At 63.5% G+C, this 26,782-nt stretch carries 24 protein-coding genes and 2 pseudogenes; 9 read left to right on the top strand and 17 right to left on the bottom strand.

Features of this window, described 5'->3' with window-relative positions; genetic code table 11:
• The 8 genes and pseudogenes from FJ426_RS30030 to FJ426_RS30065 form a co-directional block, all read right to left on the bottom strand.
• Positions 1 to 737 (bottom strand): E3 binding domain-containing protein (locus tag FJ426_RS30030; protein ID WP_140825683.1); only part of this gene is annotated, 737 nt, incomplete at its 3' end.
• A 3-nt stretch (positions 738 to 740) separates the two neighbouring features.
• Positions 741 to 1,739 carry an alpha-ketoacid dehydrogenase subunit beta gene (locus FJ426_RS30035; protein WP_140558466.1) on the bottom strand — a complete coding sequence of 333 codons (999 nt, stop codon included), beginning with the start codon at positions 1,737 to 1,739 and terminating at the stop codon, positions 741 to 743.
• Entirely contained in the window at positions 1,739 to 2,767 is a 1,029-nt protein-coding gene (locus tag FJ426_RS30040; protein WP_140500625.1) for a thiamine pyrophosphate-dependent dehydrogenase E1 component subunit alpha, read from the bottom strand. The genes FJ426_RS30035 and FJ426_RS30040 overlap by 1 nt, the downstream gene beginning before the upstream one ends.
• 2 nt (positions 2,768 to 2,769) lie before the next feature.
• Positions 2,770 to 4,098 carry an NAD(P)H-dependent oxidoreductase gene (locus tag FJ426_RS30045; RefSeq protein ID WP_140525493.1) on the bottom strand — a complete coding sequence of 443 codons (1,329 nt, stop codon included), beginning with the start codon at positions 4,096 to 4,098 and terminating at the stop codon, positions 2,770 to 2,772.
• A 245-nt stretch (positions 4,099 to 4,343) separates the two neighbouring features.
• A complete protein-coding gene (locus tag FJ426_RS30050) occupies positions 4,344 to 4,520 on the bottom strand; it encodes a hypothetical protein (protein WP_224619737.1) in 177 nt (58 codons plus the stop codon).
• 116 nt (positions 4,521 to 4,636) lie between these two features.
• Positions 4,637 to 5,425, bottom strand: coding sequence for a 3-hydroxybutyrate dehydrogenase (locus FJ426_RS30055; protein ID WP_140561607.1), 789 nt, complete (start codon positions 5,423 to 5,425; stop codon positions 4,637 to 4,639).
• A gap of 137 nt (positions 5,426 to 5,562) precedes the next feature.
• Positions 5,563 to 5,814 (bottom strand): annotated as a pseudogene (locus tag FJ426_RS30060) (inorganic phosphate transporter); the annotation flags it as partial.
• A 14-nt stretch (positions 5,815 to 5,828) separates the two neighbouring features.
• On the bottom strand, positions 5,829 to 6,398 hold the full coding sequence (locus tag FJ426_RS30065) for a TetR/AcrR family transcriptional regulator (protein WP_140517913.1): 570 nt from the start codon (positions 6,396 to 6,398) through the stop codon (positions 5,829 to 5,831).
• A 145-nt stretch (positions 6,399 to 6,543) separates the two neighbouring features.
• Here FJ426_RS30065 and FJ426_RS30070 point away from each other — a divergent pair, with 145 nt between their 5' ends.
• Entirely contained in the window at positions 6,544 to 7,857 is a 1,314-nt protein-coding gene (locus FJ426_RS30070; protein WP_140500621.1) for an efflux RND transporter periplasmic adaptor subunit, read from the top strand.
• Positions 7,854 to 10,937 carry an efflux RND transporter permease subunit gene (locus FJ426_RS30075; protein ID WP_140517912.1) on the top strand — a complete coding sequence of 1,028 codons (3,084 nt, stop codon included), beginning with the start codon at positions 7,854 to 7,856 and terminating at the stop codon, positions 10,935 to 10,937. The genes FJ426_RS30070 and FJ426_RS30075 overlap by 4 nt, the downstream gene beginning before the upstream one ends.
• A gap of 155 nt (positions 10,938 to 11,092) precedes the next feature.
• Here FJ426_RS30075 and FJ426_RS30080 read toward each other — a convergent pair whose 3' ends face one another.
• A complete protein-coding gene (locus FJ426_RS30080) occupies positions 11,093 to 11,557 on the bottom strand; it encodes a L,D-transpeptidase (protein ID WP_140561605.1) in 465 nt (154 codons plus the stop codon).
• 761 nt (positions 11,558 to 12,318) lie between these two features.
• Between FJ426_RS30080 and FJ426_RS30090 the strand changes: the two genes are divergently transcribed.
• Positions 12,319 to 12,486, top strand: a complete 168-nt coding sequence (locus FJ426_RS30090; protein ID WP_140561603.1) for a hypothetical protein — start codon at positions 12,319 to 12,321, stop codon at positions 12,484 to 12,486.
• A gap of 81 nt (positions 12,487 to 12,567) precedes the next feature.
• Here FJ426_RS30090 and FJ426_RS30095 read toward each other — a convergent pair whose 3' ends face one another.
• The gene (locus tag FJ426_RS30095; protein ID WP_140561601.1) at positions 12,568 to 13,269 is read right to left on the bottom strand and encodes a response regulator transcription factor; all 702 of its coding nucleotides are present in this window, start codon (positions 13,267 to 13,269) and stop codon (positions 12,568 to 12,570) included.
• A gap of 45 nt (positions 13,270 to 13,314) precedes the next feature.
• Here FJ426_RS30095 and FJ426_RS30100 point away from each other — a divergent pair, with 45 nt between their 5' ends.
• The gene (locus tag FJ426_RS30100) at positions 13,315 to 14,088 is read left to right on the top strand and encodes a response regulator transcription factor (RefSeq protein WP_181167426.1); all 774 of its coding nucleotides are present in this window, start codon (positions 13,315 to 13,317) and stop codon (positions 14,086 to 14,088) included.
• Positions 14,089 to 14,248: 160 nt separating this feature from the next.
• Positions 14,249 to 16,336, top strand: a complete 2,088-nt coding sequence (locus FJ426_RS30105) for a sensor histidine kinase (RefSeq protein WP_181172799.1) — start codon at positions 14,249 to 14,251, stop codon at positions 16,334 to 16,336.
• A gap of 130 nt (positions 16,337 to 16,466) precedes the next feature.
• Here FJ426_RS30105 and FJ426_RS31945 read toward each other — a convergent pair.
• Together FJ426_RS31945 and FJ426_RS30115 are read right to left on the bottom strand one after the other, a co-directional pair.
• Positions 16,467 to 16,876: pseudogene (locus FJ426_RS31945) on the bottom strand (hypothetical protein).
• Positions 16,877 to 16,878: 2 nt separating this feature from the next.
• Positions 16,879 to 17,253: a hypothetical protein gene (locus tag FJ426_RS30115; protein ID WP_140558457.1), complete on the bottom strand. Its 375-nt coding sequence runs from the start codon at positions 17,251 to 17,253 to the stop codon at positions 16,879 to 16,881.
• Between the two features lie 62 nt (positions 17,254 to 17,315).
• On the opposite strand from FJ426_RS30115, the gene FJ426_RS30120 reads away from it, so the two are divergent.
• The gene (locus tag FJ426_RS30120; protein WP_140558455.1) at positions 17,316 to 18,518 is read left to right on the top strand and encodes an aromatic ring-hydroxylating dioxygenase subunit alpha; all 1,203 of its coding nucleotides are present in this window, start codon (positions 17,316 to 17,318) and stop codon (positions 18,516 to 18,518) included.
• 74 nt (positions 18,519 to 18,592) lie between these two features.
• Here FJ426_RS30120 and FJ426_RS30125 read toward each other — a convergent pair whose 3' ends face one another.
• Positions 18,593 to 20,011: an aminotransferase gene (locus tag FJ426_RS30125; RefSeq protein ID WP_140558454.1), complete on the bottom strand. Its 1,419-nt coding sequence runs from the start codon at positions 20,009 to 20,011 to the stop codon at positions 18,593 to 18,595.
• A 26-nt stretch (positions 20,012 to 20,037) separates the two neighbouring features.
• Positions 20,038 to 20,283 (bottom strand): hypothetical protein, encoded by a 246-nt coding sequence (locus FJ426_RS30130; protein ID WP_140525486.1) that lies wholly within the window; start codon positions 20,281 to 20,283, stop codon positions 20,038 to 20,040.
• A gap of 63 nt (positions 20,284 to 20,346) precedes the next feature.
• Here FJ426_RS30130 and FJ426_RS30135 point away from each other — a divergent pair, with 63 nt between their 5' ends.
• The 3 genes from FJ426_RS30135 to FJ426_RS30145 are packed head-to-tail and all read left to right on the top strand — an operon-like array spanning position 20,347 to position 23,196.
• Positions 20,347 to 21,264 carry an ABC transporter permease gene (locus FJ426_RS30135; RefSeq protein WP_140517906.1) on the top strand — a complete coding sequence of 306 codons (918 nt, stop codon included), beginning with the start codon at positions 20,347 to 20,349 and terminating at the stop codon, positions 21,262 to 21,264.
• Positions 21,261 to 22,085 carry an ABC transporter permease gene (locus tag FJ426_RS30140; RefSeq protein WP_140525484.1) on the top strand — a complete coding sequence of 275 codons (825 nt, stop codon included), beginning with the start codon at positions 21,261 to 21,263 and terminating at the stop codon, positions 22,083 to 22,085. The genes FJ426_RS30135 and FJ426_RS30140 overlap by 4 nt, the downstream gene beginning before the upstream one ends.
• A 37-nt stretch (positions 22,086 to 22,122) precedes the next feature.
• On the top strand, positions 22,123 to 23,196 hold the full coding sequence (locus FJ426_RS30145) for an ABC transporter ATP-binding protein (protein WP_140525502.1): 1,074 nt from the start codon (positions 22,123 to 22,125) through the stop codon (positions 23,194 to 23,196).
• Here FJ426_RS30145 and FJ426_RS30150 read toward each other — a convergent pair.
• The 3 genes from FJ426_RS30150 to FJ426_RS30160 all read right to left on the bottom strand — a co-directional run bounded on the left by FJ426_RS30150 (position 23,160) and on the right by FJ426_RS30160 (position 26,750).
• Positions 23,160 to 24,470, bottom strand: a complete 1,311-nt coding sequence (locus FJ426_RS30150; RefSeq protein WP_181171661.1) for a flavin monoamine oxidase family protein — start codon at positions 24,468 to 24,470, stop codon at positions 23,160 to 23,162. The genes FJ426_RS30145 and FJ426_RS30150 overlap by 37 nt on opposite strands.
• Entirely contained in the window at positions 24,467 to 25,543 is a 1,077-nt protein-coding gene (locus tag FJ426_RS30155) for an extracellular solute-binding protein (protein ID WP_140561596.1), read from the bottom strand. Before FJ426_RS30155 ends, FJ426_RS30150 begins: the two co-directional genes overlap by 4 nt.
• Positions 25,544 to 25,649: 106 nt before the next feature.
• Complete coding sequence (locus tag FJ426_RS30160; RefSeq protein WP_140561594.1) at positions 25,650 to 26,750, bottom strand: ABC transporter substrate-binding protein; 1,101 nt, start codon at positions 26,748 to 26,750, stop codon at positions 25,650 to 25,652.
• Positions 26,751 to 26,782 lie beyond the last annotated feature (32 nt).

The raw sequence follows: 26,782 nt of genomic DNA on the forward strand, positions 1-26,782 counted from the left end.
AGCCGCCGCGCGATGGTCTTGCGCATATTGTCGTGCGGGACGAGATCGTAGGAGCCTTCCTCGAACAGGCGCAGCACGTCCCCCTCCCCCTTGAAGAGAGGGTGGCCGGCCGCAGGCCGGTCGGGTGGGGTTGCTTCGACGGGGCTCGGCGCAAAAGCGGTGCCTCCTGAGACGACCCCCTCCGTCCGCTTCGCGGACACCTCCCCCTCGAGGGGGGATGAGAGTACCGCATCGATATCCGCCTTCACGACGCGGCCATGTGGGCCTGTGCCTGGTATGCCGGAGAGATTCAGTCCTGCTTCACGAGCCAATCGACGCGCCAAGGGTGTAGCGCGGGTTTTCCCCTCCCCCTCGAGGGGAGGGTGGCCGGCCAAAGGCCGGTCGGGTGGGGTCGGTTCGACCGGGCTCAGCGCGATGGCGGTGCCTTTTGAGGCAACCCCCTCTGTCGGCTTCGCCGACATCTCCCCCTCGATGGGGGAGATTGGCGCATAAGTCTCGCCCTCGGCATAGATCCACGCGACCGGTGCGCCGACGGGGATATCGACGCCTTCCTTGCCGGAGACATCGCGCAGGATGCCGCTGGCCGGCGCGTCGATTTCCATCGCCGCCTTGTCGGTCTCGATCTCGAACAGCACGTCGCCCTTCTTGACCCGGGCGCCTTCCTCGGCGAACCAGCGCGAGATCTGTCCGGTCGCCATGTCCATGTCGACCTTGGGAAGAATGACTTCGGTCGGCATGTCTCAGCGAACCCCTCTCACGAGGTCGCGGGCGGCGGTGATGATGCCGGGAACCTGCGGCACCGTCGCCTTCTCCAGCTCCGGATTGTACGGGATCGGCGTCTCCGCGCCGCCCAGCCGCACGATCGGCGCGTCGAGATAGTCGAACGCCTCGCTCTCGGCGATCATGGCGCTGACCTCGGCGCCGATGCCCAGCGTCTTGACCGCTTCGTAGACGCACATCAGCCGCGACGTCTTCTTGACGCTGTCGATGACGGTCTGCTTGTCCATCGGCCGGATCGTCCTGAGGTCGACGACTTCGACGTCGATGCCTTCCGCTTCCAGCGCGGCCGCGGCGTCGAGCGCCTTCTGCACCATGATCGAGGTGGCGACGATGGTGAGATCGCGCCCTTCGCGGCGGATATCGGCCTTGCCGATCGGCACCGTGTAGTAGCCTTCCGGAACCGGGCCCTTCATCTTGTAGAGCAGCTTGTGCTCGAAGATCATCACCGGATCGGGATCGGCGACGGCAGCCAAAAGCATGCCCTTGGCATCGTGCGGCGTCGCCGGCTGGATGACCTTTAGGCCCGGCACATGGCCGAGCCAGGCCTCCAGGCTCTGGCTGTGCTGCGCGGCGGCACCGGTGCCGGAACCGGCGGGAAAGCGCATCACCACGGGAACGGAAACCTCACCGCCCAGCATGAAGCGCATCTTGGCCGCCTGGTTGACGATCTGCTCCATGGCGAGCGTGGCAAAGTCGGAGAACTGGAACTCGAAGATCGGCCGCATCCCGGTGAGGGCCGCACCCACCGCGACACCCGCGCCGCCCAGTTCCGAGATCGGCGTATCCATCACCCGGTCCGCGCCGTAGCGCTCGACCAGATCGCCGGTCACCTGGAAGGCGCCGCCATAGACGCCGATGTCCTCGCCCATCAGGAAGACGCGTTCGTCCATGTCCATGGCGATCGCCATGGCTTCCTGGATCGCCTGGGCGTAGCTCAGTTCACGCACCATCGCGTCCATCACGCCTGCTCCGTATACACGTAATTTCCGGTCTCGCTGACATCAGGCGACGGGCTCGCCTTGGCGAACTCGATGCCGTCGGCGATTTCCTTGGCCACCGCTTCGCGGATCGCCTCGATGCCCTTGTCGTCAATGAACCCGAAGTCGCGCAGCTCGCTTTCGAACAGGGTGATCGGATCGCGGTTCGACATCCAGTCCTCGATCTCCTCCTTGGTGCGATAGCGGTTGCGGTCGCTCTTGGAATGGCCGCGATGGCGGTAGGTCTTGGACTCGATCAGCGTCGGCCCCTCGCCCGCGCGTGCGCGCTCGACGGCCTTGTAGGACGCCTCGGCGACCTCCGAAAAAATGTTGCCGTTGACGATGACGCCGGGCATCGAATAGGCGGCGGCGCGCTCGGCGATGTTCTTGACCGCGGTCGAGCGGGCCGTCGACGTCGACATGCCGTAGCCATTGTTCTCGCACACGAAAATCACCGGCAGCTTCCAGATCGCCGCCATGTTCAGCGCCTCGTGGAAAGCGCCCTCATTGTTGGCGCCGTCGCCGAAGAAGGAGACCACGACCTTGCCGGTCTTCATCATCTTGGAGGAGAGCGCCGCCCCGACGGCGATCGGAATGCCGCCGCCGACGATACCATTGGCGCCCAGATTGCCCTTGGCCACGTCGGCGATGTGCATCGAGCCGCCGCGTCCCTTGCAGTAGCCGGTGGTCTTGCCGAAGAACTCGGCGAACATGCGCTTGACCTCGGCGCCCTTGGCGATGCAGTGGCCGTGGCCGCGATGCGTCGAGGTGATCTGGTCATCCTCGCCGAGCGGCATGCAGATGCCCATGGCGCTGGCTTCCTGCCCGATCGACAGATGCATGGTGCCGTGGATGAGGCCGCGCGTGTAGCTCTCCTCCGCGCCCTCTTCGAAGCGGCGGATGAGGTACATCTTGTAGAGCACCTGTCTGAGCTGCTCGGCGCTGTACTGGCGATAGACGAAGGGCAGGTTGGCGCGGCTGTCCGCGACGGCTTTGCTGGCTGCGGCCATGATCACACCTCCACGGTTCCGTAGACGAGCTTGTCCTGGCGCGCGCGCAGTTCGGCGATCTTGGAGCCGGGAGCCGGGGCGGCATTGGCGTAGGTGATGAGCTCGCCCTTCTTGATCGGCGCCGTCACCGAACCGCCTTGCAGCAGACCGCAGGGAATGGCCCTGGCGGCATGTGCTTCCGGCGCCGTCATGATCCAGGCGCGGTAGCAATATTCGCCGATCGCATCGAGCTTCTCGCCCGGCTTCATGTCCTTCTTGGCCACGGCTGCGACTTCGGCCACCGGCTTTGCCAGCGGCACCATGTCGGCCTTGCCGTAGAGCACGACGCGGGCGCAGGTCAGGGGCACTTCGAGCGAGGTCAGATGGTAGGGCCGATGGAAGGTGAAGTACGGGCCCTTGCCCATCTTCAAATCTTCCATGCGCTCCGAAATGCGCGGATGCGACATGTCGGCGACGACGAACACGCCGGGCGCGACACCCTTGCCGATCGAATAGTCGACGACGCCGACCTTCGACAGCACGCCGCCGTCCTTCTGCGGCACCAGCACCTTGGACAATTCGCCGAGCGTCGCCGCCGGACCATGCATGCCGGCCTTGTCGGGCACCAGCCCGGTGGCGTTGGCGATCGCCGCCATCTCGACCATGGTCTTGGAGCCGTCGACGAACTCGACCAGCATACGCACATTCATGTGCCGGCGCTTGGCTTCCTCTTCATAGTCGGGCGGCGTGGCGTCGATGTTGAGCGGATTGTTCTTGCCCTTGCCGGCGGCGACGATCGGATGGCCCATCGCCGAGACGAATTCGATAAGCTCCATGCAGGAAGACGGCTCGTCGCCGGCGCCCAGCGAATAGGTGACGCCGAGCCGGTCGGCCTCGCTCTTGAGATAGGCGCCGATGGTGACGTCGGCCTCGACATTCATCATCACCAGGTGCTTGCCGTGCTCCATGGCGCGCAAGCCGATCTCGGCGCCGACGGCGGGAACGCCGGTGGCGTCGATGACGACGTCGATCAGGTCATTGTTGATGACCAGGCTGGCGTCGTTGGTGACCGCCACCTTGCCGGCCTCCATGGCGGCCGTCATCGCCGAGGCGTTCGACACTTCGCGCGCATGCCCGGTTTCCTGGAAGGCGATATCCACGGCCTTGCTGGCGGCGGGCAGGTTCAGCTCGGAAATGGCGCCGATCTCGATGCCGGACATATGGGCGACGCGGGTGACGATGTCGGTTCCCATCTCGCCCGAACCGATCAAGCCGATGCGGATTGGCTTGCCCGACTTGGCCCGCACCTCGAGATCACGGGCAAGGCCCGTCAACGAAACATTGGAAGCCATACCGCTCATTCCTCCCGTAATGCTGCTATTCAATCACCTGACGGGTATTGAACATCTGTATTTCTGTCAAGACTAATGTCCAGATTCGTAGCACTTTTGTACCCTTTCCAGCATCACGAGCAAGGTGGGAAAACCGGCAAATCCGACAACCAAACGCTCGCGACGGTTCGACGCATTCGGGCCCGGAAAAACTTCAACCGTGAGCGCGCTTGATGGCGAGAGAAGGGGCGCCCCCTGCTTAAGTGCTAGCCAACCGGAAAATCGTGGAAATGGATGATGGTGCTGACCGGAATGCCGCGCCATTTGCCGGCGATCAGCCGGTGGACACGTCCGGCGAAGATGTGACGGACACTGCCATGGCGTTGGAATAGCTCTTGAAGGGCATCGGCGTCGGTTAGCGTGACCTCGTCGAGCACCGGCATGTGGATGCCGAACGGCGGGTGGTGCATAAACAGGAGGACCGACCGGTCCGGTGCCTCTTGCAACCGCTTGCCGGCGCCTGCGGCATCAGCCGGGAACAGAACGCCTCGCCTGGGCTTTACTGTGCCGTCCAGCCGCCGTCCATCGGCAAGGTCGTGCCGGTGATCTGCCTGGCTGAATCCGAGCACAGGAACAGCGCCAGGGCGGCAAGGTCCTCGACGGCGACGAATTCCTTTGTCGGCTGTGCGGCCAGAAGCACATCGCGCTTGACCTGTTCCTCGGTCATGCCGCGCGCCTTCATGGTGTCGGGAATCTGCTTCTCGACCAGCGGCGTCCAGACATAGCCGGGCGCGATCGCGTTGACGGTGATGCCGTCCTGCGCGACTTCCAGCGCCACCGTTTTGGTCAGGCCTGATATGCCGTGCTTGGCCGAGACATAGGCGGATTTGAACGGCGAGGCGACGAGCGCATGCGCCGAAGCCGTGTTGATGATGCGGCCCCATTTGCGGCTCTTCATGCCAGGCAGCGCCGCTTTTATCGCGTAGAAGGCCGACACGAGGTTGATGCGGATGATCGCTTCCCATTTGTCGTCCGGGAATTCCTCGATCGGCGCGACATGCTGGATGCCGGCGTTGTTGACCAGGATGTCGAGGCTGCCGAACGCCTCTTCCGCCTCATGCACCATGGCGCTGACCGCCGCGCCGTCCATCATGTTGGCGTCGGAGTAGCGGCATTTGACACCGAAATCCTTCTCGATGCCGGCGCGCTCCTGCTCGATGGTCGTGGCGTCGCCCAGGCCGTTGATGGTGAGATTGGCGCCTTCGGCGGCGAAGGCGCGGGCGATAGCCAGGCCGATGCCGCTGGTCGAGCCGGTGACGAGGGCGTTTTTCGAAGACAGGGAAGCCATGGCGATCTCGCGAGAAGTGGGAGGGAAGATGACGATATAATTGTGCGTCGCAGCATGATAATGACAGAGCCTCGCGCAAAGAAAAAAGCAGCGCCGGCGACCGGCCTGCCTTTTTTTCTGAAAGTGCCTGCCCCGGCTCAGAACACCTGGTGAAAGATGATGAACAGCACGAAGGCCAGCGTGATCGAGCACGGCAGCGTCAGCACCCAGGCCAGCAGCAGGTTGCGCACCGTCGACCATTGCAGGCCCGAGCCATTGGCGGCCATGGTTCCGGCGATGCCGGACGACAGCACATGGGTCGTCGACACCGGCAGGCCGAGCCTGTCGGCCATGCCGATGGTCACCATGGCGACGAGTTCGGCCGCGGCGCCCTGGCCATAGGTCAAATGGCCCTGATGGTCCGTCAGGGTCGCTTGGCCCGGGCAGGACCGACATCGGGCGATCCGGCGATTTCCAGCAGCGACGACACCAGCAATTGCCGCTCGTCTGGGGAAAGCACATCCGCGTCGAACAGATTCATGCTGCGCAGGCCCTCGATGGCGAGATAGCAGACCAGCAGCGATTTGAGATCCGGCGTCTCGCTCTTCAGTCGTTGGAAGAGTTGTCGCTTGAACGTCTTTATGGGCGACATGAAGTCCGGATCCTCGGCGATCGCCGAAAATATCCACGACGCCGATGGCTGCTTGTCCTCGCAATCCTTGGCCGAAAGCCTGATGTAGACGGCGAGCGGATTTGCGCCATTGTCGTTGCTGCTGGCGGTCTCCAGCGCCTGCTCGAACTCGCGCAGATAGCCTTCGACCAGGCCCTGCATCAATTTGGCCTTGGTCGGGAAATTGTAGAGCAGTCCGCCCTTCGATACGCCGGCGCGGCTGGCGACGGCATCCAGGGACAGGCTACCGGGGCCGGATTCCCGTGCGACGTCCGCCGCCGCAGCGAGAATCCTCTCGCGCGAGTTCGTTCGTTGGGCTTTCATGGCGCCTCCCATCGCAAGCTTAGGCCCAATTGACAAGACCGTCCAGACGGTACAGTAAGACCGCGGTCATTTGAAATCGGGGCCCGCAGTCGATATGTGTCCCGATATCCGCGCTTCGCGCCGGATTTCGACTGAGGGGACTTCCTTGTTCAAGCGCATACTCCGTTTCGTTATCATCATTGTTGTGTTGGCCGTGCTCGTCATCGTGGTCGGCGGCATCGTCGGGTTCAATTTCCTGCGTGACAACGGCATCAAGCAGTATTTCGCCACGATGAAGCCGCCAGCGGCAACCGTGTCGACAACTATCGTCAAGCCGTCGAACTGGACGCCGGGCATCGAGGCGATCGGCACGGTCCGCGCCGTGCGCGGTGTCGACCTGACGGTTGAGACCGCCGGCATCGTCAAGGAGATCCCCTTCCATGCCAACGAGAAAGTGGCGGCCAATGCGGTGCTGCTGCAGCTCGACGACGCCGTAGAGCGTGCCGATCTCGCGGCACAGAAGGCGCAGGCGGCGCTCGATCAGACATCGCTGACCCGTGCACTCGAACTGACCAAGCGCGGTGTCGGCTCGGACTCGACCTTGGACACCGCACGTGCGGCCGCGTCCGCCTCGGCATCCCAGGTCAACAGGCTTCAGGCAGTGCTCGACCAGAAGCAGCTGACGGCGCCCTTTGCTGGAACCGTCGGCATCCCGAAGATCGATCTAGGCCAATATCTGGCGCCCGGCACCGCCGTGGTGACGCTGCAGGATCTCGACACGATGCGGGTCGACTTCACGGTTCCCGAACAGCAACTGCCGCTGCTCAAGATCGGGCAGACGGTTCGGCTGGGCCTCAGCGGCGGCGACATGCCTTTTGCCGGGACCATTCGCGGTATCGATCCCAAGATCGACCCGTCCAGCCGGCTGGTGAACATCCGGGCGGAAGTCGCCAATCCCGAAGGCAAGCTGACCCCCGGCCAGTTCGTGCAAGTGCGTGTCGAACTGCCCGAGGAGCAGAATGTGCTGGCGCTGCCGCAGACGGCGCTGACCACCAGCCTCTATGGCGACTACATATTCGTGGTGCACCCGGCAAAGCCCGCCGAGGCGCAGCCGACCAAGCCGGAGACAAACCCCGCCGCGGCGGCGACCGACAAGCCGGCGGACGCCAAGCCCGCGGCCGATGCCAAACCGGCCGAAGCCGCGAAGCCTGCCGCCGATGCGGCAAAACCAGCGGACAAGGCCGCCGCCGATCAGGCCAAGCCGGCCACGGGGGGCGAGCAGCCTGCCCTGGTCCTGTCGCAGGTATTCGTCAAGCCCGGCCGCCGCAACGAGGGCATGGTCGAGATCGTCGAGGGCCTCAAGGCGGGCGATGAGGTTGTCACGGCAGGTCAGAATCGCCTCTTCAACGGCATGTCCGTCAACGTCGACAACACCATCGACCCAACCAAATCGGCGAACAAGCAGGCCGACCAGCAATGAGCGTTTCCGATCTCTTCATTCGCCGGCCCGTCCTCTCCACGGTCCTTGCATGCATGATCCTGCTCCTGGGTTTCCAGGGCATATTCAGCCTGTCGATCCGCCAGTATCCGAAGGTTGACGAAACCGCGATCACCATCACGACGGCCTATCCGGGCGCCAGCGCCGACCTGATCCAGGGCTTCATTTCCGCTCCGATCGCGCGCGCCGTCGCCTCGACCGAGAACATCGATTACGTCACGTCGTCGAGCCGACCGTCCTCCAGCACCGTGACTGTGCAGATGAAGCTCGGCTCCAACCCGGACGTCGCGCTGACCGAAGTGCTGTCCAAGGTCCAGGGCGTGCGCGGCACCTTGCCGGACGCCTCCAAGGATCCCGTCATCGTCAAGGGCACGGGCCAGCAGTTCGCGATGATGTACATCTCGATGCAGAACCCGAACATGACCAAGGAGCAGCTGACCGAGTATATCGAGCGCGTCATCAGGCCCCGCATGTCGACGGTCGAAGGCGTCGCCGACGTGCAGATCTTCGGTGCCCAGGAATACTCGATGCGCGTCTGGATCGATCCGGTCAGGCTCGCCGCGCGCGGCGTGACGGCATCGGAAGTGCTGACGGCGATCAACAACTCCAACTTCCTGTCGGCGCCCGGCAACACCGAGAACGAATATGTCGTCTCCTCGATCACCGTGCGCTCGACGCTGCAGACGCCGGAAGCCTTCGCCGAGCTGCCGCTGCGCTCGACCGACGGCAATGTGGTGCGGCTGCGCGATGTCGCCCGCGTCGAACTGGGCGCCGAGAACACCGACACCAGGGTTTCCTTCAACGGCAAGCCAGGCACCTTCCTCGCCATCTTCCCGACCCCGGCTGCCAATCCTCTGACCACGGCGGCGGCGCTCACCAGGCTGGTGCCTCAAATCCAGGAGACGTTGCCGAAGGGCATGACGATCGAGATCGTCTACGACGCGACCGGGCAGATCAGCGCCTCGATCGACGAAGTGTTCAAGACCATCGGCGAGGCCGTTGCCATCGTCGTCGTCGTCATCCTTCTGTTCCTTGGCTCTTTCCGTTCGGTGATGATGCCCATCGTCACCATCCCGCTGTCGCTGATCGGCGTCTGCTTCCTGTTGTTCGCGGTGGGCTATTCGATCAACCTTCTGTCCCTGCTCGCCATGGTTCTGGCGATCGGCCTCGTCGTCGACGACGCCATCGTGGTGGTGGAGAATATCCACCGCCACATGGAAGAAGACCACATGTCGCCGATGCAGGCGGCCTTCAACGGCATGCGCGAGATCGCCACCGCCATCGTCGCCATGACCATGACGCTGGCCGCGGTGTTCGCGCCATTGGCCTTCACCGGCGGCCTGACCGGCGCGCTGTTCCGCGAATTCGCCGTCACGCTCGCCGGCTCGGTGGTGCTGTCGGGCGTGATCGCCATCACCATCACGCCAATGATGTCGGCGCGCCTGCTGAAGTCCGGCACGCCAGGCCGTTTCCAGCGCATTGTCGACGGCACTTTCGCGCGGGTCGAGCACGTCTATGAGCGGGCCGTCACCGGGTCGCTCAACTATCGCCCGCTGACGCTGATCATCGTGCTGGCGCTTGTCGGGGTGACCGGCTTCATGTTCACCAAGACCTCAACCGAACTGGCGCCAGAAGAAGACCAGGGCTTCCTGCTCTCGCTTGTAACGGCGCCGCGTTATGCGACATCCGATTACACCGAGACTTACGTCAACCAGATGCTCGGTCTGGTGAAGGATATTCCCGAAACGCGGGCGCAGTTCTCGGCCGTCGCGTTCGGCGGCACGACGAACAGTGCGTTCGTCGGTTTCGCCTTCAAGGACTGGGCGGAGCGCAAGCGCAACTCGAAGGAGCTGCAGGCCGACATCACAGCCCGTCTCGCCAAGGTGGCGGGCGTCCAGGCCTTCGTCTTTGCGCCACCGACGCTGCCGGGCTCCGGCGGCGGCCTGCCCATCGCCCTGGTGGTGCGATCGACCGGCGACTCCTCGGAAGTGTACGACGTGGCCGAGAAGATCAAGAACAAGGCACAGGCCTCCGGCCGCTTCATCGTCGTGCAGAATTCGATGGCCTATGACGCGCCGCAGGTGACGGTGACCATCGATCGCGACCGCGCCGCGGCGCTGAACCTGCCGATCGCCGATATCGGCCGGACGCTGACGCTGCTGGTCGGCGGCGCCGAAGTGGCGCAGTTCGACCGCGACTCCAACAGCTACGACATCATCCCGCAGGTGCCGAAAGAATTCCGCGACAATCCCGAAAAACTCGGCGAGTACTTCGTGCGCAGCGTAACGGGCGAGATGGTGCCGCTGTCGGCGGTGGTGAAGATCTCGACCAATGCGTCGCCGGCCGCGATCGAGCAGTTCAACCAGCTGAATTCGTCGACGATCTCGGCGCTGCCGCTGCCCGGCGTCACCACGGGCGATGGATTGAAAGTCCTCGAGGACATAGCCAGGGAGAGCCTGCCCGACACCTTCTTCATCGACTATTCGGGCCAGTCCAGGCAGGAGAAGGAACAGGGCAACACGATCCTGATCGCCTTCGGGGCGGCCGTCATCGTCATCTATCTGGTGCTGGCGGCGCAGTTCGAAAGCTTCCGTGATCCGCTGATCATCATGATGGCGGTGCCGCTGTCGATCTTCGGCGCCATCGTGCCGCTCAATCTGGGCCTCGGCACACTCAACATCTACACGCAGGTCGGACTGATCACGCTGATCGGCCTGATCACCAAGCACGGCATCCTGCTGGTCGAGTTCGCCAACCAGCAGCGCGAGATCCACGGTATGCGGCGGCGCGACGCCATCATCGCTTCGGCCAAGGTGCGGCTGCGGCCTATCCTGATGACGACGGCGGCGATGGCGCTTGGCGTGGTGCCGCTGATCACGTCCAGCGGCGCCGGCGCCGCGGCCCGCTATTCGATGGGCCTGGTCATTTTCACCGGCATCCTGGTAGGCACCATGTTCACGCTCTTCGTCGTGCCCATGTTCTATACCTTCATTGCCAGCAAGGACTTGCCCCAGCTGGCCGAGAAGCCGGATCCCAAATTGATGCCGGCATTGCCGAGCTGATGGAAACGGCATTGCCGAACTAACAAAAACTAACAAAGAAAAGAGGCCGAAACGTCCCGGCCTCTTTCTTTGGCTGTGCTCGATTTACCGCGGGAAAATGTTCCGGCGGGAGCCCTGAACGGATATGGCTGCTGTGCCGATCCGTTGCCAGCCAGCTACTTGACGATGACGATGCTGGTGTTGGCCGGCCCGAAGGTTTCGACGAGCTGGTAGAAATCGGCGGCATTGTCGGGATGCAGCCGCACGCAACCATGCGAGGCCGGCCGGCCAAGCCGCTTGATGGCATAGGTGGCGTGCACCGCATAGCCGCCGCTGAAGAACACCGAATGCGGCATCGGCGCGTTGTCGTACTTCTTCGAATACCACATTTCATGCATGCGCGTCGGCTTAAACGAGCCGGTCGGCGTCACATGCGCCCTGTCGCCGGTGGAAACCTTCCAGGCGAAGGCCGGGCGGCCGTCGACCGAGACTTCCATCACCTGTTGCGAAAGCGAGACGCGCGCGACGATCTTGTTGGCGGCATGCGCGGTACCCGTGCTGGCGCCGAACAGAAGCGCCGCACCCGTCAGGGCAGCGGCGGCGGTGATGTTGATGAGCTTGGCGGAAATAGCAGTATGCATGATGTCCCTCTCTCTGCCGGTCTGGCCGGCCCCAAATTCGATGAGCGGCTTATCCCTGCATCATGTTTCGGAGAGATTTCGTGAAATGCTCGTTTGTGTTTCGAATATGTTTCCTCTGGTTAACGGGCCAAAGTTTCCAAATGGCGAACATTGACGCTGTCACCCTGGACAGGAGTAGGCACATAGGTATCCAGCCCGAAACGAAAGTTCGGATTGGTCAAAATTGAAAGGTTGGAGCCCTATTTCGAAACAGAATCTGCAACAAAGCGCATTTTCGGCGGCATGAAGCGGATACAGGCCGCCGGCAGAGTTGACGTAACGAAAGCAGACGGCAACGACCACGGGAACGAAAACGAACATGCGGTCCTGGTTTCTCGGGATCAGCATCGCAGCAGCAGCCATTAGCGGCGCCGGCACGGTTGCCGACGGTTCCATGGCCAGCCTCGCGGCGATAAGTTCGAGTGAGATCTCAACCCTGCATACCGTCCTGTTTTGTGCCACGGTCTGGATTGTTCCAGCCTGCGCATCGTCCGGCTCAAGGCCCACTGGCGGGTTGGCCTTCGGCTGCTGGCATTGCGCGGCCCCTCCGGCAACTTGCTGCTGAGAGGACCGAAGGCCCGCGCCGTGACGGGGGGCTCCGTAGACGGCGCGGGCACTTCGGGAGTTCCTGAAGTATGCCGAGGCGTCACGCGCCCACCCAAGACGGGCGTTGGTCTTCGGAAAACAAGCCGCCGCAACATGAATTACTGGGGATTGACGCAATGAAAACGAAACTTGCAGCCTCTGTGCTTTCGGCACTGCTCTACGCACAGGGCCTGCTCGGCTTTGCCGGGCTCGCCACCGTGCTCTTGAAAGAGCGCGCGCAAGCAGGCGAGTTCACGGCAGGCAGCGACATGCCGCCGGGGCCATCGCTACTGGTGGTGCGCTGAGCACAGGGCAATCGGGCCCGAGGTGAAAACCGGTTTGGAAATCCGATGCTCAACCAGAGGAACTGCGTGAGCGCCCGGCCGTCAATCGGCGAATTGCGCCGGCGGATCGAAACGGTAGCCGGCGCCGCGTATGGTGATGATGGCTTCCGTATCGAGCTTGCGGCGCAGCCGCACGATGCGCGAATCGATCGAGCGGTCGAAAGCGTCGACATTCTCAGCCGGCGCCGCCGCGATTATGTCGTCGCGCGTCAGCACCTTGCGGGGACTGGCCAGGAACAGCCGAAGCAGCGCCACCTGGCCGGGCGAAAGCTGCTCCTCCGTGCCCGAGCGGTGCATGACGATGGCCGACCTCAAATCGACTGTCGCGTTCTCCAACACGATCAGTTCCTGGGCGGCCCTGCCCCGCCGCGTCAGCAGGCCGCCGACGCGGGCGGCGAGTTCCCTGACATTGAGCGGACTTTCGATGACGTCGGCCGCACCGAGCTCGAGCGCCAGCACCTTGTCGACGAGGTCGCACGGCCGGCAGATCAGGATGAAATCCGGTCCGCCTTCACCGCCCCCGCCTTGGCTGCCATAACGCCTGAGCAGATCACGTCCCTCCGCCTGGCTGAGGCTGTCACCGACGACGACCACGTCGACGCCCTTTCCCGCCAGCATGGATTCCGCTTCCCAGGGCTGGCGCGCCTGACGCACGTCGTGGCCTCGCCGCTCAAGGTGATCGGCGAGTTCGGTCGCCACCACGTCGGCGACGCAGATAAGCCCGATAACGGCGCGTGCAACCATGTTTTCCAACCATTTCCTGGCAACCCGATATGAGTGCTGGACATCATGTTTATACCCAATCTACTTTCCACCGAAAGTGGGAGCGAGCGCATCGTGCGGGCAAGAATTTTAATTGTCGAGGATGAGCCCGATCTAAGAGAGGCGGTCGCCGAATATCTCGGCGCCGCCGGCTATGACGTGGCGACCGCCGAAACCGCGGCCGCCGCGCGCAGCCTGGTCGAAACGCAATCATTCCACCTCGCCATCCTCGACATCGCCATGCCGGGTGAGGATGGGCTATCGCTCGGCCGCTGGTTGCGCTCGAGACTGCCGATCGGCATCATCTATGCCACCGCCGCCGGCACCGCGCTTGATCGCATCGTCGGACTTGAGCTCGGCGCCGACGACTACATCGTCAAACCCTACGAGCTGCGCGAGGTGCTGGCCAGGGTCCGCAGCGTGCTGCGCCGGGTTCCGCAGCACGCGCCGATGCACGGCCAAAAGGCGAGCGATCCCCGCCGCTCCGTCGCTTTCGGCTCCTTCCAGGCTGATCTCGACGGCAGGCTGGTCACCGGCGCCAACGGCGCGGTGATCGACATGGCCAAGAGCGAGTTCGACGTGCTGGAGGTTTTCCTGACCCGCGCCAACCGGCTGCTGACACGTGCTGCCATTTCCGAAGCGATCGGCCTCACCGAAGATCCGGAATCCTCGCGCGCGGTCGACATTCGCATCATGCGCCTGCGCAAGAAGATAGAAACGGATCCGGCCAGCCCGAAATTCCTGCGCACGGTGCGCGGCGAAGGCTATATCTTCTCGCTGCCGGCCGGCGACGGCCACTAAGTGGGCGCGGGGGATTGCTCCCGCGCCTGTGCTGGTCTGTGGACGGATCCGTCGCAATACTTGTCGCCCAAAAACGCTCTTGGTTTTGGGACAAGGCATAAAAACAAGGATTTGAGACGCGGCGCATGAAATCCGCTTGGCACCGCAACAATGGCTGAAAATGACCGCTGAAGCAGCAGGCACGGACATGCAAGACGGCCGGCAAGGCGCGGCGATGGCGGCCGTGCGCGTGGTGCGGCGGCTGCGCGAGGCCGGCGACTGGCAGCGCGAGATGGAAGCCATACTGGAAACGCTTTGCCACGCAATGGACTGCCAGCGCGGCATCCTGTTCCGCCTGCGCGAACTGCCCGGCCAGGGATTTGCCCAGTCGGTGGCCGCCTACTGGATCGATCCCGTGCTCGGTGGCGAGTTGGCCTCCCCGACTGTGATCGTGCAGTCGATCATCAACGCCGATCCGCTGCTGGAACGGCTGCAGGAGGATGAACGGCAGGGCAAGATTTTCGCCGGCCATACGCGCGACCTGGACGGCTTCCTGAGAGCCGATTTCGAAAAACAGAGCATTAAGTCGTTCCTGTCGGTGTCCGTGTTCGCGCATGGCCACCTATGGGGGACGCTGGCGGTCAATGACTGCATCGAGGAGCGCGAATGGACCGACGAGGAAGAAGCGACGCTGCACATCATCGCGCTGGCCATCGGCGACGCGATCGAACGCTCGCCCTCCGACGCCCACGCCAGCGAGGTCATCCGCCGCACCATGCTGCAAGCCTCGCTCGATGCCATCCTCGTCATCGACGAGACCGGCTCGATTGTCGAATTCAATCCGGCCGCCGAGAAGATGTTCGGCTTCCTGCGCAGCGATATCCTCGGCAAGGACCTGCTCGACACCATCGTGCCGATCTATTACCGCAAGGGCTATGCGTCGGGGGCCGAATACATGTCCGGCCGCGGCGCGCCAATGGTCGGACAGCGGCTCGAGACGGTGACCCAGAACGCCGCCGGCGAGATTTTCCCCATCGAACTGACGGCGACCGAGATGCGAGTCGCCGACCGCCGCCTGATCTTCGGCTCCATCCGCGACCTGCGCGACAAGCTGCGCGCCGAGGAGGAGATCAACCGCCAGCGCGAGAAGCTGCACCAGAACGAGAAGATGGCGGCGATGGGTTCGCTGCTTGCGGGTGTCTCGCATGAACTCAACAACCCGCTGGCCGTGGTTGTCGCCCAGTCGACGCTGCTGCACGAATTCGCCTCCGATCCGCAGACCAAGGTTCGCGCCGAGAAAGTTCGCGCCGCCGCCGAGCGCTGCGGCCGTATCGTCAAGAGCTTCCTGTCGATGGTCCGGCTGCATCCGACCGAGCGGGCCGAGACGGACCTTAACCAGGTGATCCGCGCGGCGCTCGAGGTGACCGCCTACGGCGCGCGCTCGAGCGGCATCATCATCGACACCGATTTCGCGCCTGGCCCGTTGCTGGCCATGGCCGACGCCGATCACGTCACCCAGGTGGCCGCCAATTTCCTCATCAACAGCCAGCATGCGCTGGCAGGCATAGGCGGCGACCGGCTGATCAAGGTGCGGACCTTCCGCAGCGAGCGCGGCGATCCTGGTTTCTCGGTCGAGGACAATGGGCCTGGCGTACCGGAAGCGATCCGGTCCCGCATCTTCGAATCCTATTTCACCACCAAGCCGGTCGGCGTCGGAACCGGCATCGGCCTGTCGATCTCGAAATCGATCATCGAGCGGCACAATGGCAATGTCTGGTTCGAGGAAGTGCTGCCAAGTGGCGCCCGTTTCGTCGTCCAGCTGCCGGCCATTGTAGCCGGCGTCGCCATCGCCGGCGAGAGCCAGCCGCGATCGAGCGGGCTGCGCCACGCCTTGATCATCGATGACGAGCCCGACGTCGCCGGTTCGCTCTCCGACATACTCGAACTGATGGGCATCAAGTCACGGATCGCGCCCCTCTGGGACACGGCCACAGCCATATTGGCTGGCCACATGCCGCCCGACATCGTCTTTTCGGACCTGCGCATGCCTGGAACAAGCGGCATGACCATCTATCGAGAGTTGCTTGCCGAAAGACCGGAACTGGCGCGGCGTTTCGTGCTGGTCACTGGCGACCTGATCGGCGCCAAGGCCGAAATCGAGGCGCTGCCGCTACTGCAGCGTCCGCAGATCCTGGAGAAACCGTTCAGCACGCTGGATGTGCGCAGCGTCCTGTCCGCCATTGCCGACCAGGTGGTTTCGAAGGGATAGACCGCACCAACCGGTAAAAAAAGCCCCCGGCCGACATGCGGCGGGAGCCGAAGGGAGCGCTGGACGCGCTCGGGGAGCGCCGCGGCACGTTCCAAAGCGGAGCCGCTTCGGAACCATGTTTCAGTCGAACTCAGAAAATATTCGGCGTATTGGTCAGCGGCGCGGCATTGGCGATCATCCGGACCGCACGGGCTTTGTGGGCTCCGGACTGCTCGGCTATGGCCCGCAGGCAGTCGACGCTCTCGGCGCCCCAGGCCTGACCCTGCAGGCAAAATCGACCATCGGCATCGGCAGGCGTGCGGTTCTGGTGGTGGTCATTGCGCCGCCGACGACGTTGGCCGGTGGATTGAGCGAAGCAAAGGCCGGGCCGACCGTCGGCGCGAACGCCATGCCGGCGAAGGCGCAAGCAGCCAGCGCCATGAACATCGCCATGGGGTGGTCGCTGGCGCGCTGGCGCAACGCCAGCTTCGGGCGGCGGCCAACGCGCTCCGGAGCCTGGGACCGGCGGTCATTGCTGGCAATCTGAACTTTCGCATGCATCATCATCCCCTTCGTTGACTTTCTTTTTTTGATAAAACGAACTTAGTCGCGCTCTGTATCAGCGGAAAGCTGGCGTGAATCTGATATTGTAACCGCCTTGAAACGGCACCCGCGGCAGACCCCACCAACTGGGCATCACGCGCCCGCTTGCCGATCTCGGCTCGGCGGATCGGCAAGCGGGCAAGACGCGCGGCGACGCCTTTTGCCTCGGCTTCCGCCGTGGCAGGATTTGCTTCGAAACCCTGCCGGAACCAAGCTTTGAAACCCGGGCTAACGCCCGGATTCTCCGGGGTTTTCGGGGCCAGCCGTCGCATCGGATTGGATTGAAATCGGCGCGCCAATTTTCTTTCGAAAATATGCTTGTCTCCACAAGCCATTGCATTTCAATGAAAAATATGATTATATTGAACGGATATTCAATAAAAAGAAGAGACGTTTTATGAACCCGCATCTCCGTGACGTGGCCATTCCCAACGATTGGGACCGGCGGGGACTGCCTGGCTGGAGCTACCATTCCGATGCCCTCCTCGAACTCGAGAAGGAGCACGTTTTCCGCAACCATTGGCAAATCGCCGGACATGTCAGCGACATCCCTGACGCAGGCGACTACCTGGCCATGGACGTCGTCGGCGAACGCGCTCTGATCGTGCGCGGCAAAGACGGCGTCGTGCGCGGTTTCAACAATATGTGCCGCCATCGCGGCAGCCGTGTCGTCGCCGACAGCCAGGGCAACTGCAAGAACGCGCTTGTGTGCCCATTCCACGGCTGGGTCTACAATCTCGATGGCACGTTGCGCGGCGCTGCCCGCCCGCGTTCCTTTCCCGATCTCGACAAGACCGAGTTCGGCCTGATGCCGCTCGATCTGGAGGTCTGGATGGGCTTTATCTTCATTCGCTTCCGCGCTGGCGGCCCGCAGCCCTCCGTCGCCGAGCTGATGAAGCCGATCGAGCCCGAATTCTCGCACTACAAGGCCGCCGACATGGTGCCTTCCTGGGGCATCTGGACCCAGAAAACTCCGGTCAACTGGAAGTCGGTGCGCGACGTCGACAATGAGGGCTATCACGTCGCCATGGCGCACCCGGCTCTGCAGGACCTCTATGGCGCGACCTATTTCGACGAACCCTTCGTCAACGGCGTGTCGCGCTCCTTCGCCAGCTACAACCCGCATGCCGGCCGTCGCTGGAGCGTAAGGAACTACGTCAAGATCGCGCCGGAGCCGGCGCATCTGCCGGACTATCTGAAGAAGGCCTGGGTCTATTATGGCATCTTCCCCAATGCCGTCCTCTCGGTGATGCCGGAATCGGTGCAGTTCTATCAGGAGTTCCCGCTGTCGACGGGTGAGACCCTGCTGCGCGGCGCCATTTACCGCTATCGCGACGAAAGCCGCGAGCAGGCTGCGGCCCGCTATCTCTCCTTCCGCATCGACCGCGACACCATGTCGGAGGATGTCCAGCTTTCGGTGTGGTCGAACGAATCCATGCTGTCGGAAGCCTTCGAGGGTTTTTACCTCTCCGACCTAGAATACGGAGTGCGCACCCACCACGACCATCTGCGCAGGCAGATCCCCGTGCTTGGGCTCGAAACGGCGCCGGAGGAGAACGACATGTGGAACTTGAACGACGCGCTGCGGTCGCGTGGATAGGCGACGCCGATAACTGGCGAAACCATCGGTGAGAGCGCTCCTCTCCCCGTCCTATGCGGGGCGAAGAAAGAACGTCATCCCCGCCACACCCCTTCTTTCCTGAGATCATCCATCGTGCGCGAAATGCCCTCGCGCAAAATGCCGACCATGTCGTCGATCTGCTCGCGCGTGATGACCAGCGGCGGCGACATCACGCACATGTTGATCAGCGGCCGCACCAGCAGGCCGAGCTCGTGGCAATGCGCGTCGATGCGTTTGCCGACATCCTTGTCGAGCTGCAGCGGGTCCTTGCTTTCGCGGTCGGCGACACATTCGACGCAGCCCATCAATCCCAGCCCGCGCACCTCGCCGACCAACGGCAATTCTTCCAGCGTCTTCATCTGCGCCTGGAAGTAGGGCGCGACCGCTTGCGTGTGGGCAAGTACGCCCTGCTCCAGAAGGTCGAGATTCCTGAGCGCCACTGCGCAGCCGACCGGATGGGAGGTGTAGGTCAGGCCATGGCCGAACATCGCGTCGGGATGGTTCGACCGGCGCAGTTCCTCCAGCAGCCGTTCCGATATGATGACGCCGCCGAGCGGGAAATAGCCTGACGTCACACCCTTGGCGAAGGTGATCATGTCGGGATCGATGCCGAACACATCGCCGGAGGCGAAGACATGGCCCAGCCGTCCAAAGCCCGTCACCACCTCGTCGGAGACATAGAGGATGTCGTTGTCGCGGCAGATCTCGCGGATGCGCTTGAGGTAGCCGTCCGGCGGCACGATAACGCCGCCGGAGGCCTGCACCGGCTCGCCGACGAAAGCGCCGATCCGGTCAGCACCGACTCGCGCGACGGTGTCGCGGAACTGGTCGACGAGGAAGTCGGTGAAATCAGCCATGCTCATGCCCTGCGGACGACGGAACGGATCGGGCGAGGACAGCTTGATCACCAGCTCGTCGGCGCCGTCCATCCAGTCGCGGTCACGCGGGCGGCCATTGAGCGAGGCCGACAGATAGGTCGAGCCGTGATAGGCGCCGCCGCGCGACAGGATCAGCTTCTTCTCCGGCCGGCCCCGCACATTGTTGTAGAACTGCATGAAGCGCAGCGCCGTCTCCACCGCCGAGGAGCCGCCTGTGGTGTAGAAGACGTGGCTGAGATCGCCAGGCGCATGACCTGCTATGCGACCGGCAAGTTCCGCCGACGGCGCGTTCATCGTGTACCAGGGCGTATTGTAGGACAGTGCCATCGCCTGGTCGTACATCACCCTGGCGAGCTCCTCGCGCCGATGGCCGACATTGACGCACCACATGCCGGCCGGCCCGTCGATCAACCGCTTGCCGGTGCCGTCGGTGATGTAGATGCCGTCGCCTTCGCCGATCAGCGCGCGCGCTTCCGCGCCGACCGAACCGGCATACGGCCAAGGCTGGACGAGATGGCGCCTGGCCAACTCGACGGCATCGGCAGCTCCGGCTCCGGCCATTTCGCTCGCCTTCAGGTCCCTCGCAGCCGCCATCGTCATCTCCACATCACTTGTCGAATTCAGGATTTCGAAATTTGGCCGGCAATGCTGGAAATTTCCGGCATAATCCCCACAATGTTGAATGTCCGTTCAATCAATATCTCAGAAATAGCGCTTGATTTCAATCCGCGGATGCGGGCATGATGAAAGAAAGCCGGCAAGCTCGGAGCGCGATCAGCAAAACTGGTCACCGGTTTTGCGTTCGATCGCGCTCCAAAACAAAATTGGGAACAAACAGCCGGCGCCAGTCCAACGGGATACCGCATGGCGGGACGCTCCAGGCCAGCAACCGAGATCACAGCCGGAGCCCTGCCCCCCGGAGTCTGGCAATGACGGCGGCGGTGGAAGGGTCGCCCCCGTTGCGCATGACGCGGGCCAGACGAAATGCCCTTCTGCAATCCGAACCCGTGCAGGGCTTTGCCCTGATCAGCCCGACCTTTCTCTACGCGCTCATCCTCCTGGTCCTGCCGATCCTGGTGGTCATCGCCCACTCCTTCTGGACGCAGAACTATCTGACCATCGACCGCACCTTCACGCTGGAAAACTACCGCGTCGCCCTGACCGAGCCGATCTATCGCGATCTGTTGTGGCGCTCGCTGTATATCTCGCTGACGGTCAGCTTCTTCACCGTCGTCCTGGCTTATCCGATCGCCTATTTCATTTCCTTCCACGGCGGCCGCCACAAGAGCCTGTGGCTGTTCCTCATCACCATCCCGTTCTGGACCAGCTATCTCCTGCGCGTGATGTCGTGGAAGGTCATTCTCGGCTATAACGGCGTCTTGAACTCCGGGCTGATCGGCCTCGGCATCATCAACGAGCCCTCGACGGCGCTGCTCTACAATTCGAGCGCCGTCATCATCACGCTGACCCACGCCTGGGCGGCCTTCGCCATCCTGCCGATCTTCGTCTCGCTGGAGAAGATCGACCGGACCCTGGTGGAGGCGGCTACGGATCTCGGCGATGGTCCCTTTCGTTCGTTCCTTCGCGTGACTTTGCCGCTGTCGGCGCCAGGCATCATCTCGGCGGCGCTGATCGTGATGATCCCGACGGTCGGCGACTATGTCACCCCCAAACTCGTCGGCGGCAAGGACGGCGTCATGATCGCCAACGCCATCCAGGCGCAGTTCGGCAAGGCCTCGAACTGGCCGCTGGGCGCCGCCCTTTCCGTCACCACCATGCTGGTCGTGACGTTGATGGCCGGCGCCACGGTGCTGGTCATCCGTGCCGCCCAGAGGCTTGCGCGATGAGCGCGGCGCGACGTCTGCTGCCGGGCGGCTGGCTGTCGGCCTACGCCTTCCTCTATGTCGGCTTCCTTTATCTGCCCGTGATCTTCCTGCCGATCTTTTCGATCAACACTGCGGCCACACCGAAATTCCCGCTGACCGGCTACACCCTCAAATGGTACGAGGACCTGCCCAACACGCCGGCGCTGCTCGACGCCACCTGGAACAGCCTGATCGTCGGCGTCTCGGCGTCCGTCCTTTCGACGGTTCTCGGCATCCTCGCTGCCCGCTCGATCACCCGCTACCGCTATCCCGGCCGGCGGGCCATCAACGGTCTGATCATGGCGCCGCTCGTGCTGCCGGAAGTCATCGTCGCCATCTCGATGCTGCTGGTGATGCTGCAGCTCGGCTTGAGCCTCTCTCTGTTTACCGTCGTGCTCGGCCATGTCCTGGTCTGCATCCCCTATTCGATGACGGTGCTGACCTCCGGCTTCGAGGGTTTCGATCGCAGCCTCGAGGAGGCCTCGGCCGACCTCGGCGAGAGCGCCTTCGGCACCTTCCGGCGGGTGACGCTGCCGATGGTGGCGCCGGCAATCATCTCCAGCCTGCTGGTCTGCTTCACCATTTCGCTGGACGAGTTCATCATCGCCTTCTTCCTGACCGGTACCGAGGCGACGCTGCCGATCTATATCTGGGGCCAGTTGCGCTTCGCGGCGAAACTGCCGGGCGTGCTCGCGCTCGGCACGCTGCTGCTGGTCGCCTCCTTCCTGCTGATGACCGTCGCCGAAATCCTGCGCCGCCGCGCCGCCAGACGCACCCAGAACGAGGGAGGGCTTTATGCCTGAGCAGGCCCCATCCGCACGAACCCTGTCCGAACGGACGATGATCGAGATCAACGGCGTCACCCGCAGCTACGGCGCCTTCAAGGCGCTCGACGATGCGTCCTTGACCATTCGCGAGGGCGAATTCTTCTCGCTGCTCGGCCCGTCCGGCTGCGGCAAGACCACGCTGTTGCGCATGATCGCCGGCTTCGACAACCCGACGAGCGGTTCGATTTCGGTCGGCGGCCAGCCGATGGAAGGCATTGCGCCCAATCGCCGACCGACCAACATGGTGTTCCAGAGCTATGCGATCTTCCCGCATCTCAATGTCGAGCAGAACGTCGCCTATGGCCTGAAGCGGCTGAAATTGCAGGGCGGCGAGGAGAAGCGCCGCGTCGAGGAGGCCTTGGCGCAGGTGTCGCTAACCGGTCTCGGCAAGCGGCTCGCCACCGAACTGTCCGGCGGCCAGCGGCAACGCGTCGCGCTCGCCCGCGCGCTGGTGATGCGGCCCAAGGTGCTGCTGCTCGACGAGCCGCTGTCGGCGCTCGACAAGAAGCTGCGCGAGCAGATGCAGGTCGAACTGCGCCGCCTGCAGCAGGCTGTCGGCATCACCTTTGTGCTGGTCACCCACGACCAGTATGAGGCGCTGGCCATGTCCGACCGCATCGCCGTGATGTTCGGCGGCAGGATCGCGCAGGTCGCCTCGCCCAAGGAGATCTACCAGCGGCCGGTCAACCGCCAGGTCGCCGACTTCCTCGGCGGCATGAATTTCGTCAAGGCCGAGATCGTCGAGGAGAACGGCGCCTCGCTGGTCGTCGACACGCTGGGCTTCGGCCGTGTGAAGACCGACAAGCCGAAGGCCTTCGTGCGCAATGGCGGCGGCGCCACGCTCGGCATCCGCCCGGAGCGCCTGCGCGTCCTGTGGGACAATGCGACGGCCAAGTTCGAGGTTGCCGGAAAGGTGGTCGAACGCCACTATTTTGGCGAGATCACCCATTTGATCGTCGAGATCCCCGGCCTGGAAAAGCCGCTGTCGGTAACCGAGACCAACGATTTCGGCGCCGACGATATTCCGGTCGGCACTTCGATTCGCCTCGCCTACGATCCCGAAGCCCTGGTGGCGGTGGCGGATTGACGGTCCGCGATGATCTTTCGCGCCGCTATGCGACCGGCAACGATCGCCCCTTCGACATAGCCGGGAAATGACGGCGACAGCTCCGACGATGCGAAATGAACAGGCGGCGCGCCGGCCAGGAGCACAGGTTCGGCATCGGTCGCCGCGACGTCGACGATGAGGTCGCTGTAGCCGCCGCCGCTCCAGCGGTCATGCGTCCAGTCGCGCTGGCTGAAACCCGCGATTTCGGCCGCGTCGGGACCGAGGGCTTCCACCAGTTTCCCGGTCACTTCGGCGCGCAGTGCCGTCTCGCCAAGCTCACCCCAGCGCAAGGCGAGCGGGCCGCCGACGAAGACGACCAGCGCCGCGTGGCCTTCATCCGGACTGGCATCGCAAGCGAACAGCCCCGGCGGGTCGCGCCACATCACCATGCCGCTCAAGCCGCGGCGGCGCCAGAAGGCAGCGGGGTAGCGCACTAGCACCTTGATCACGGCGCCGCTTTCCCAAACGCCGAGCGCCTTCGCCAGGGATTCGGGCAGGGCGGGTGCGAAGCCCAGTTTCGCCGCCATGACCGGCGGCACCGCGACAAGTGCCGCCCGCGCTTCAATGACACCCGCCGCCGAGACGATGCGAACGGCTTGCGGTCCATGCTCGATGCATGAAACGGCCGCGTTGAGCCACAGCCGGTCGCCGAGATCGCTGGCCAGGTCCTCGGCCACCGACTGCATCGTCTCGCGCAGGAAGTACTGGAGCTCCGGCACCTCATTGGTGATGCGCCGATCGTTGTCGATCAGGTGCCAGAGCGGCAGTTTCTCCAGCGTCAGGCACCACAGGCCTTCGATCATCGAGCGGAAGGCTGCCTTGGCGGCATCGGCATCGTCTTGCCGGTCGAGCCAGGCGGCAACGGTCAGCCCGGCAATCGAGGGATCGTCCGGCGCGATCGCGTTCATCCGATCGCGGATCGCCATCGAACCAGAATAGGTTCGCTTCGCCTCGGCGGCGGAGATTGGCGGCTGGGCGATAAACGCGCCGTCGACATGGGTTTCGACAAGCGTCTTGCCGCGCGCGTCGACAAGCGCCATCAGCTCCGGCATGTCCTCGCACAGGAACTGCCCGCCACTGTCGATGCGCTCGCCGGAACCGATCTCCATCGACTCGACGCGCCCGCCGACACGGTCGCGCGCTTCGAGCAGCACGAAATCGACGCCGGCCTTTTTCAGCTCGAGCGCGGCCGACAGCCCGGTGAAGCCGGCGCCGATGATGACGACATCGGCTCTTGCGGATCCGCTGTTCAATAGCCGGCCTTGATCTTCTCGAACTCGGCGACCATGCGCTGCTTCAGTGCCGGCGGCACCGGCTGCTGGAACAGCGTCTTGTCGAGGAATTTGTCGAGATTGTCGAAGCCGCGGTCGGCCAGCACCTGGTGATCGACCGCGGCCATGCCGGCACCGTTGCCATGGCCGTAGCCGAAGGTCTTGACCATATAGTCCGACACCCCCGGCGCATTGACCGCGCTGAGGAAATCATAGGCCTGGTCGAGCTTGCCCGGCGCGTCCTTCATCAGCACATAGCCGCACACCCAGGTCGAGATGCCTTCCTTGCTGTCGCGGTTCATGGCGATCGGCAGGCCTTGCCCCTTCAGCGTCACATAGGTCTCGTTCCAGCCCCAGACGAGATCGACCTCATTGCCGATGAAGGCCTGGTTGAGATCGGTGTCGTCGGTCCAATAGAAACGGATGTTCTTGTGCACGTCGCGAAGGAAGGCGGACGCCTCCTGGAACTGAGCATCGGTCATCCTGGTCCAGTCTTTCAGCCCGATGACCAGGCTCGCCAGCGCATAGGCGTCGTCGACATTGTCGCCGATGGTGACGCGGCCCTTGAACTTCGGGTCGGCGAAGATCCTGAGCGATTGCGCCTGCTCCGGCGTCACCTTGTCGGTGCGGTAGAGAAGCGAGGTGTTGCCCCAGTCGAATGGCATGAACCACGCTTTGCCGTCGTCGGTGGTGGCGAGATCCTTCATCGCCATGATGCCGGGATTGAGGTCTTTCCAGTCTGCTATCCTCGACGTGTCGAGCGGCTGCAGCAAGCCCGCCTCGCGCCACTTGACCACGCTTTGCGAACAGGGATGCGCGATGTCGGCCTTGAAGCCGGCCCGCATCTTCTCGAAGGCCTCGTCCTCGTCGCCGAAGAAGGCGAAGGTCGGCTCGGCGCCGTATTTGGCGGCATAGGCGGGGTGCAGCAGCGGGTCCTCATAGCCGGACCAGTCGAACACGACGAGGTCGCCGCCACCTTCCGCCCAGGCATAGACGGCGCCGGCGCCGATCACGCAGGCGGCGGCAAGGGCAAGGCGGCGTAGCACTGGCTTCATGGTGCGAATTCCCCCGTCGCGAAAGGCTGCCGCGAGGTTATGAGAATTCGCCTCTCTTGGCGAGCCCACCCACCATCTCCGCAGGCGGGCGGGCGGCCGAACCGGCTCAATATCCGGCTTTGATCTTCTCGAATTCGGCGATCATCTTGAGCTTGAGCTGCGACGGCACCGGCGACTGGAACAGCGTCTTATCGACGAATTTCTGCACATCGTCATAGCCTTTTTCCTTCAGCACGGCCTGATCGACGCCGGCCATGCCCTTGGCGTTGGCCTGGCCATAGCCCCAGTCCTTGACCAGCACCTTGGCGGTTTCGGGATCGTTGACGGCGTTCAGATAATCATATGCCTTGTCGACATTGCCGGGCGCATCCTTGAACAGCACATAGCCGCAGACCCAGGTCGAAATGCCTTCGTCCGTGTCCTTCTTGGCTTTGATCGGCACGCCGGCGGCGACCGATTGCACGGTGGCGTCGTTCCATGCCCAGGCAAGATCGACCTCGCCGCCGCTCAAAAGCTGCACCACGTCTGTTGTGTCGGTCCAGTAGGAGCGCACGTTCTTGTGCACCTGGCGCAGGAAATCCGACGCCTGTTTGAACTGGTCGTCGGTCATCTTGGTCCAGTCCTTGACGCCGATGGCGAGGCTCGCCAGCGCATAGGCGTCGTCGACATTGTCGCCGATCGACACCCGGCCCTTGAACTTCGGATCCGCGAACGCCTTCAGCGACTGCACGTCCTTGGCGTCGACCTTTTCGGAATTATAGGTGAGTTGGGTGTTGCCCCAGTCCCAGGGCATGAACCAGGCCTTGCCGTCCGCGGTCGTGGCGAGATCCTTCATCGCCATGATTCCGGGATTGAGATCTTTCCAGCCTGTGATCTTCGATGTGTCGAGCGGCCGCAGCAGGCCGGCCTCGCGCCATTTCACCACGCTCTGCGAGCAGGGATGGCCGAGATCGGCCTTGAAACCCGAGCGCACCTTTTCGAACGCCTCGTCCTCGTCGCCAAAGAAGGCGAAGGTCGGCGAATCGCCGTTCTTCTCGACATATTTCGGATGGAAGCTCGGATCCTCATAGCCGGACCAGTCGAACACCACCAGGTCCTTGTCGGCGGCAACCGCCAGGGCTGCGGCCGAGGCCGCCAGCACGCCGGTCAATGCCAGGGTCAATATCAGGCGTCGGGCCAATGTCAGCCGCTGGATTGATGTCTTCATTGCTGTTCCATCCTCTTTTATTTTATCGATTG

The sequence above is a fragment of the Mesorhizobium sp. B2-6-4 genome, from assembly GCF_006441495.1.
In the GTDB taxonomy this organism is placed as follows: domain Bacteria; phylum Pseudomonadota; class Alphaproteobacteria; order Rhizobiales; family Rhizobiaceae; genus Mesorhizobium.

What these genes read in the sequence shown, in the direction of transcription:
- FJ426_RS30035 (WP_140558466.1), bottom strand. Translation starts at nt 1,739, where the DNA reads ATGGACGCGATGGTGCGTGAACTGAGCTACGCCCAGGCGATCCAGGAA.
- FJ426_RS30040 (WP_140500625.1), bottom strand. Translation starts at nt 2,767, where the DNA reads ATGGCCGCAGCCAGCAAAGCCGTCGCGGACAGCCGCGCCAACCTGCCC.
- FJ426_RS30045 (WP_140525493.1), bottom strand. Translation starts at nt 4,098, where the DNA reads ATGGCTTCCAATGTTTCGTTGACGGGCCTTGCCCGTGATCTCGAGGTG.
- FJ426_RS30050 (WP_224619737.1), bottom strand. Translation starts at nt 4,520, where the DNA reads ATGCCGGTGCTCGACGAGGTCACGCTAACCGACGCCGATGCCCTTCAA.
- FJ426_RS30055 (WP_140561607.1), bottom strand. Translation starts at nt 5,425, where the DNA reads ATGGCTTCCCTGTCTTCGAAAAACGCCCTCGTCACCGGCTCGACCAGC.
- FJ426_RS30065 (WP_140517913.1), bottom strand. Translation starts at nt 6,398, where the DNA reads ATGAAAGCCCAACGAACGAACTCGCGCGAGAGGATTCTCGCTGCGGCG.
- FJ426_RS30075 (WP_140517912.1), top strand. Translation starts at nt 7,854, where the DNA reads ATGAGCGTTTCCGATCTCTTCATTCGCCGGCCCGTCCTCTCCACGGTC.
- FJ426_RS30080 (WP_140561605.1), bottom strand. Translation starts at nt 11,557, where the DNA reads ATGCATACTGCTATTTCCGCCAAGCTCATCAACATCACCGCCGCCGCT.
- FJ426_RS30090 (WP_140561603.1), top strand. Translation starts at nt 12,319, where the DNA reads ATGAAAACGAAACTTGCAGCCTCTGTGCTTTCGGCACTGCTCTACGCA.
- FJ426_RS30095 (WP_140561601.1), bottom strand. Translation starts at nt 13,269, where the DNA reads ATGGTTGCACGCGCCGTTATCGGGCTTATCTGCGTCGCCGACGTGGTG.
- FJ426_RS30100 (WP_181167426.1), top strand. Translation starts at nt 13,315, where the DNA reads ATGTTTATACCCAATCTACTTTCCACCGAAAGTGGGAGCGAGCGCATC.
- FJ426_RS30105 (WP_181172799.1), top strand. Translation starts at nt 14,249, where the DNA reads ATGACCGCTGAAGCAGCAGGCACGGACATGCAAGACGGCCGGCAAGGC.
- FJ426_RS30115 (WP_140558457.1), bottom strand. Translation starts at nt 17,253, where the DNA reads ATGGCTTGTGGAGACAAGCATATTTTCGAAAGAAAATTGGCGCGCCGA.
- FJ426_RS30120 (WP_140558455.1), top strand. Translation starts at nt 17,316, where the DNA reads ATGAACCCGCATCTCCGTGACGTGGCCATTCCCAACGATTGGGACCGG.
- FJ426_RS30125 (WP_140558454.1), bottom strand. Translation starts at nt 20,011, where the DNA reads ATGGCGGCTGCGAGGGACCTGAAGGCGAGCGAAATGGCCGGAGCCGGA.
- FJ426_RS30130 (WP_140525486.1), bottom strand. Translation starts at nt 20,283, where the DNA reads ATGCGGTATCCCGTTGGACTGGCGCCGGCTGTTTGTTCCCAATTTTGT.
- FJ426_RS30135 (WP_140517906.1), top strand. Translation starts at nt 20,347, where the DNA reads ATGACGGCGGCGGTGGAAGGGTCGCCCCCGTTGCGCATGACGCGGGCC.
- FJ426_RS30140 (WP_140525484.1), top strand. Translation starts at nt 21,261, where the DNA reads ATGAGCGCGGCGCGACGTCTGCTGCCGGGCGGCTGGCTGTCGGCCTAC.
- FJ426_RS30145 (WP_140525502.1), top strand. Translation starts at nt 22,123, where the DNA reads ATGATCGAGATCAACGGCGTCACCCGCAGCTACGGCGCCTTCAAGGCG.
- FJ426_RS30155 (WP_140561596.1), bottom strand. Translation starts at nt 25,543, where the DNA reads ATGAAGCCAGTGCTACGCCGCCTTGCCCTTGCCGCCGCCTGCGTGATC.
- FJ426_RS30160 (WP_140561594.1), bottom strand. Translation starts at nt 26,750, where the DNA reads ATGAAGACATCAATCCAGCGGCTGACATTGGCCCGACGCCTGATATTG.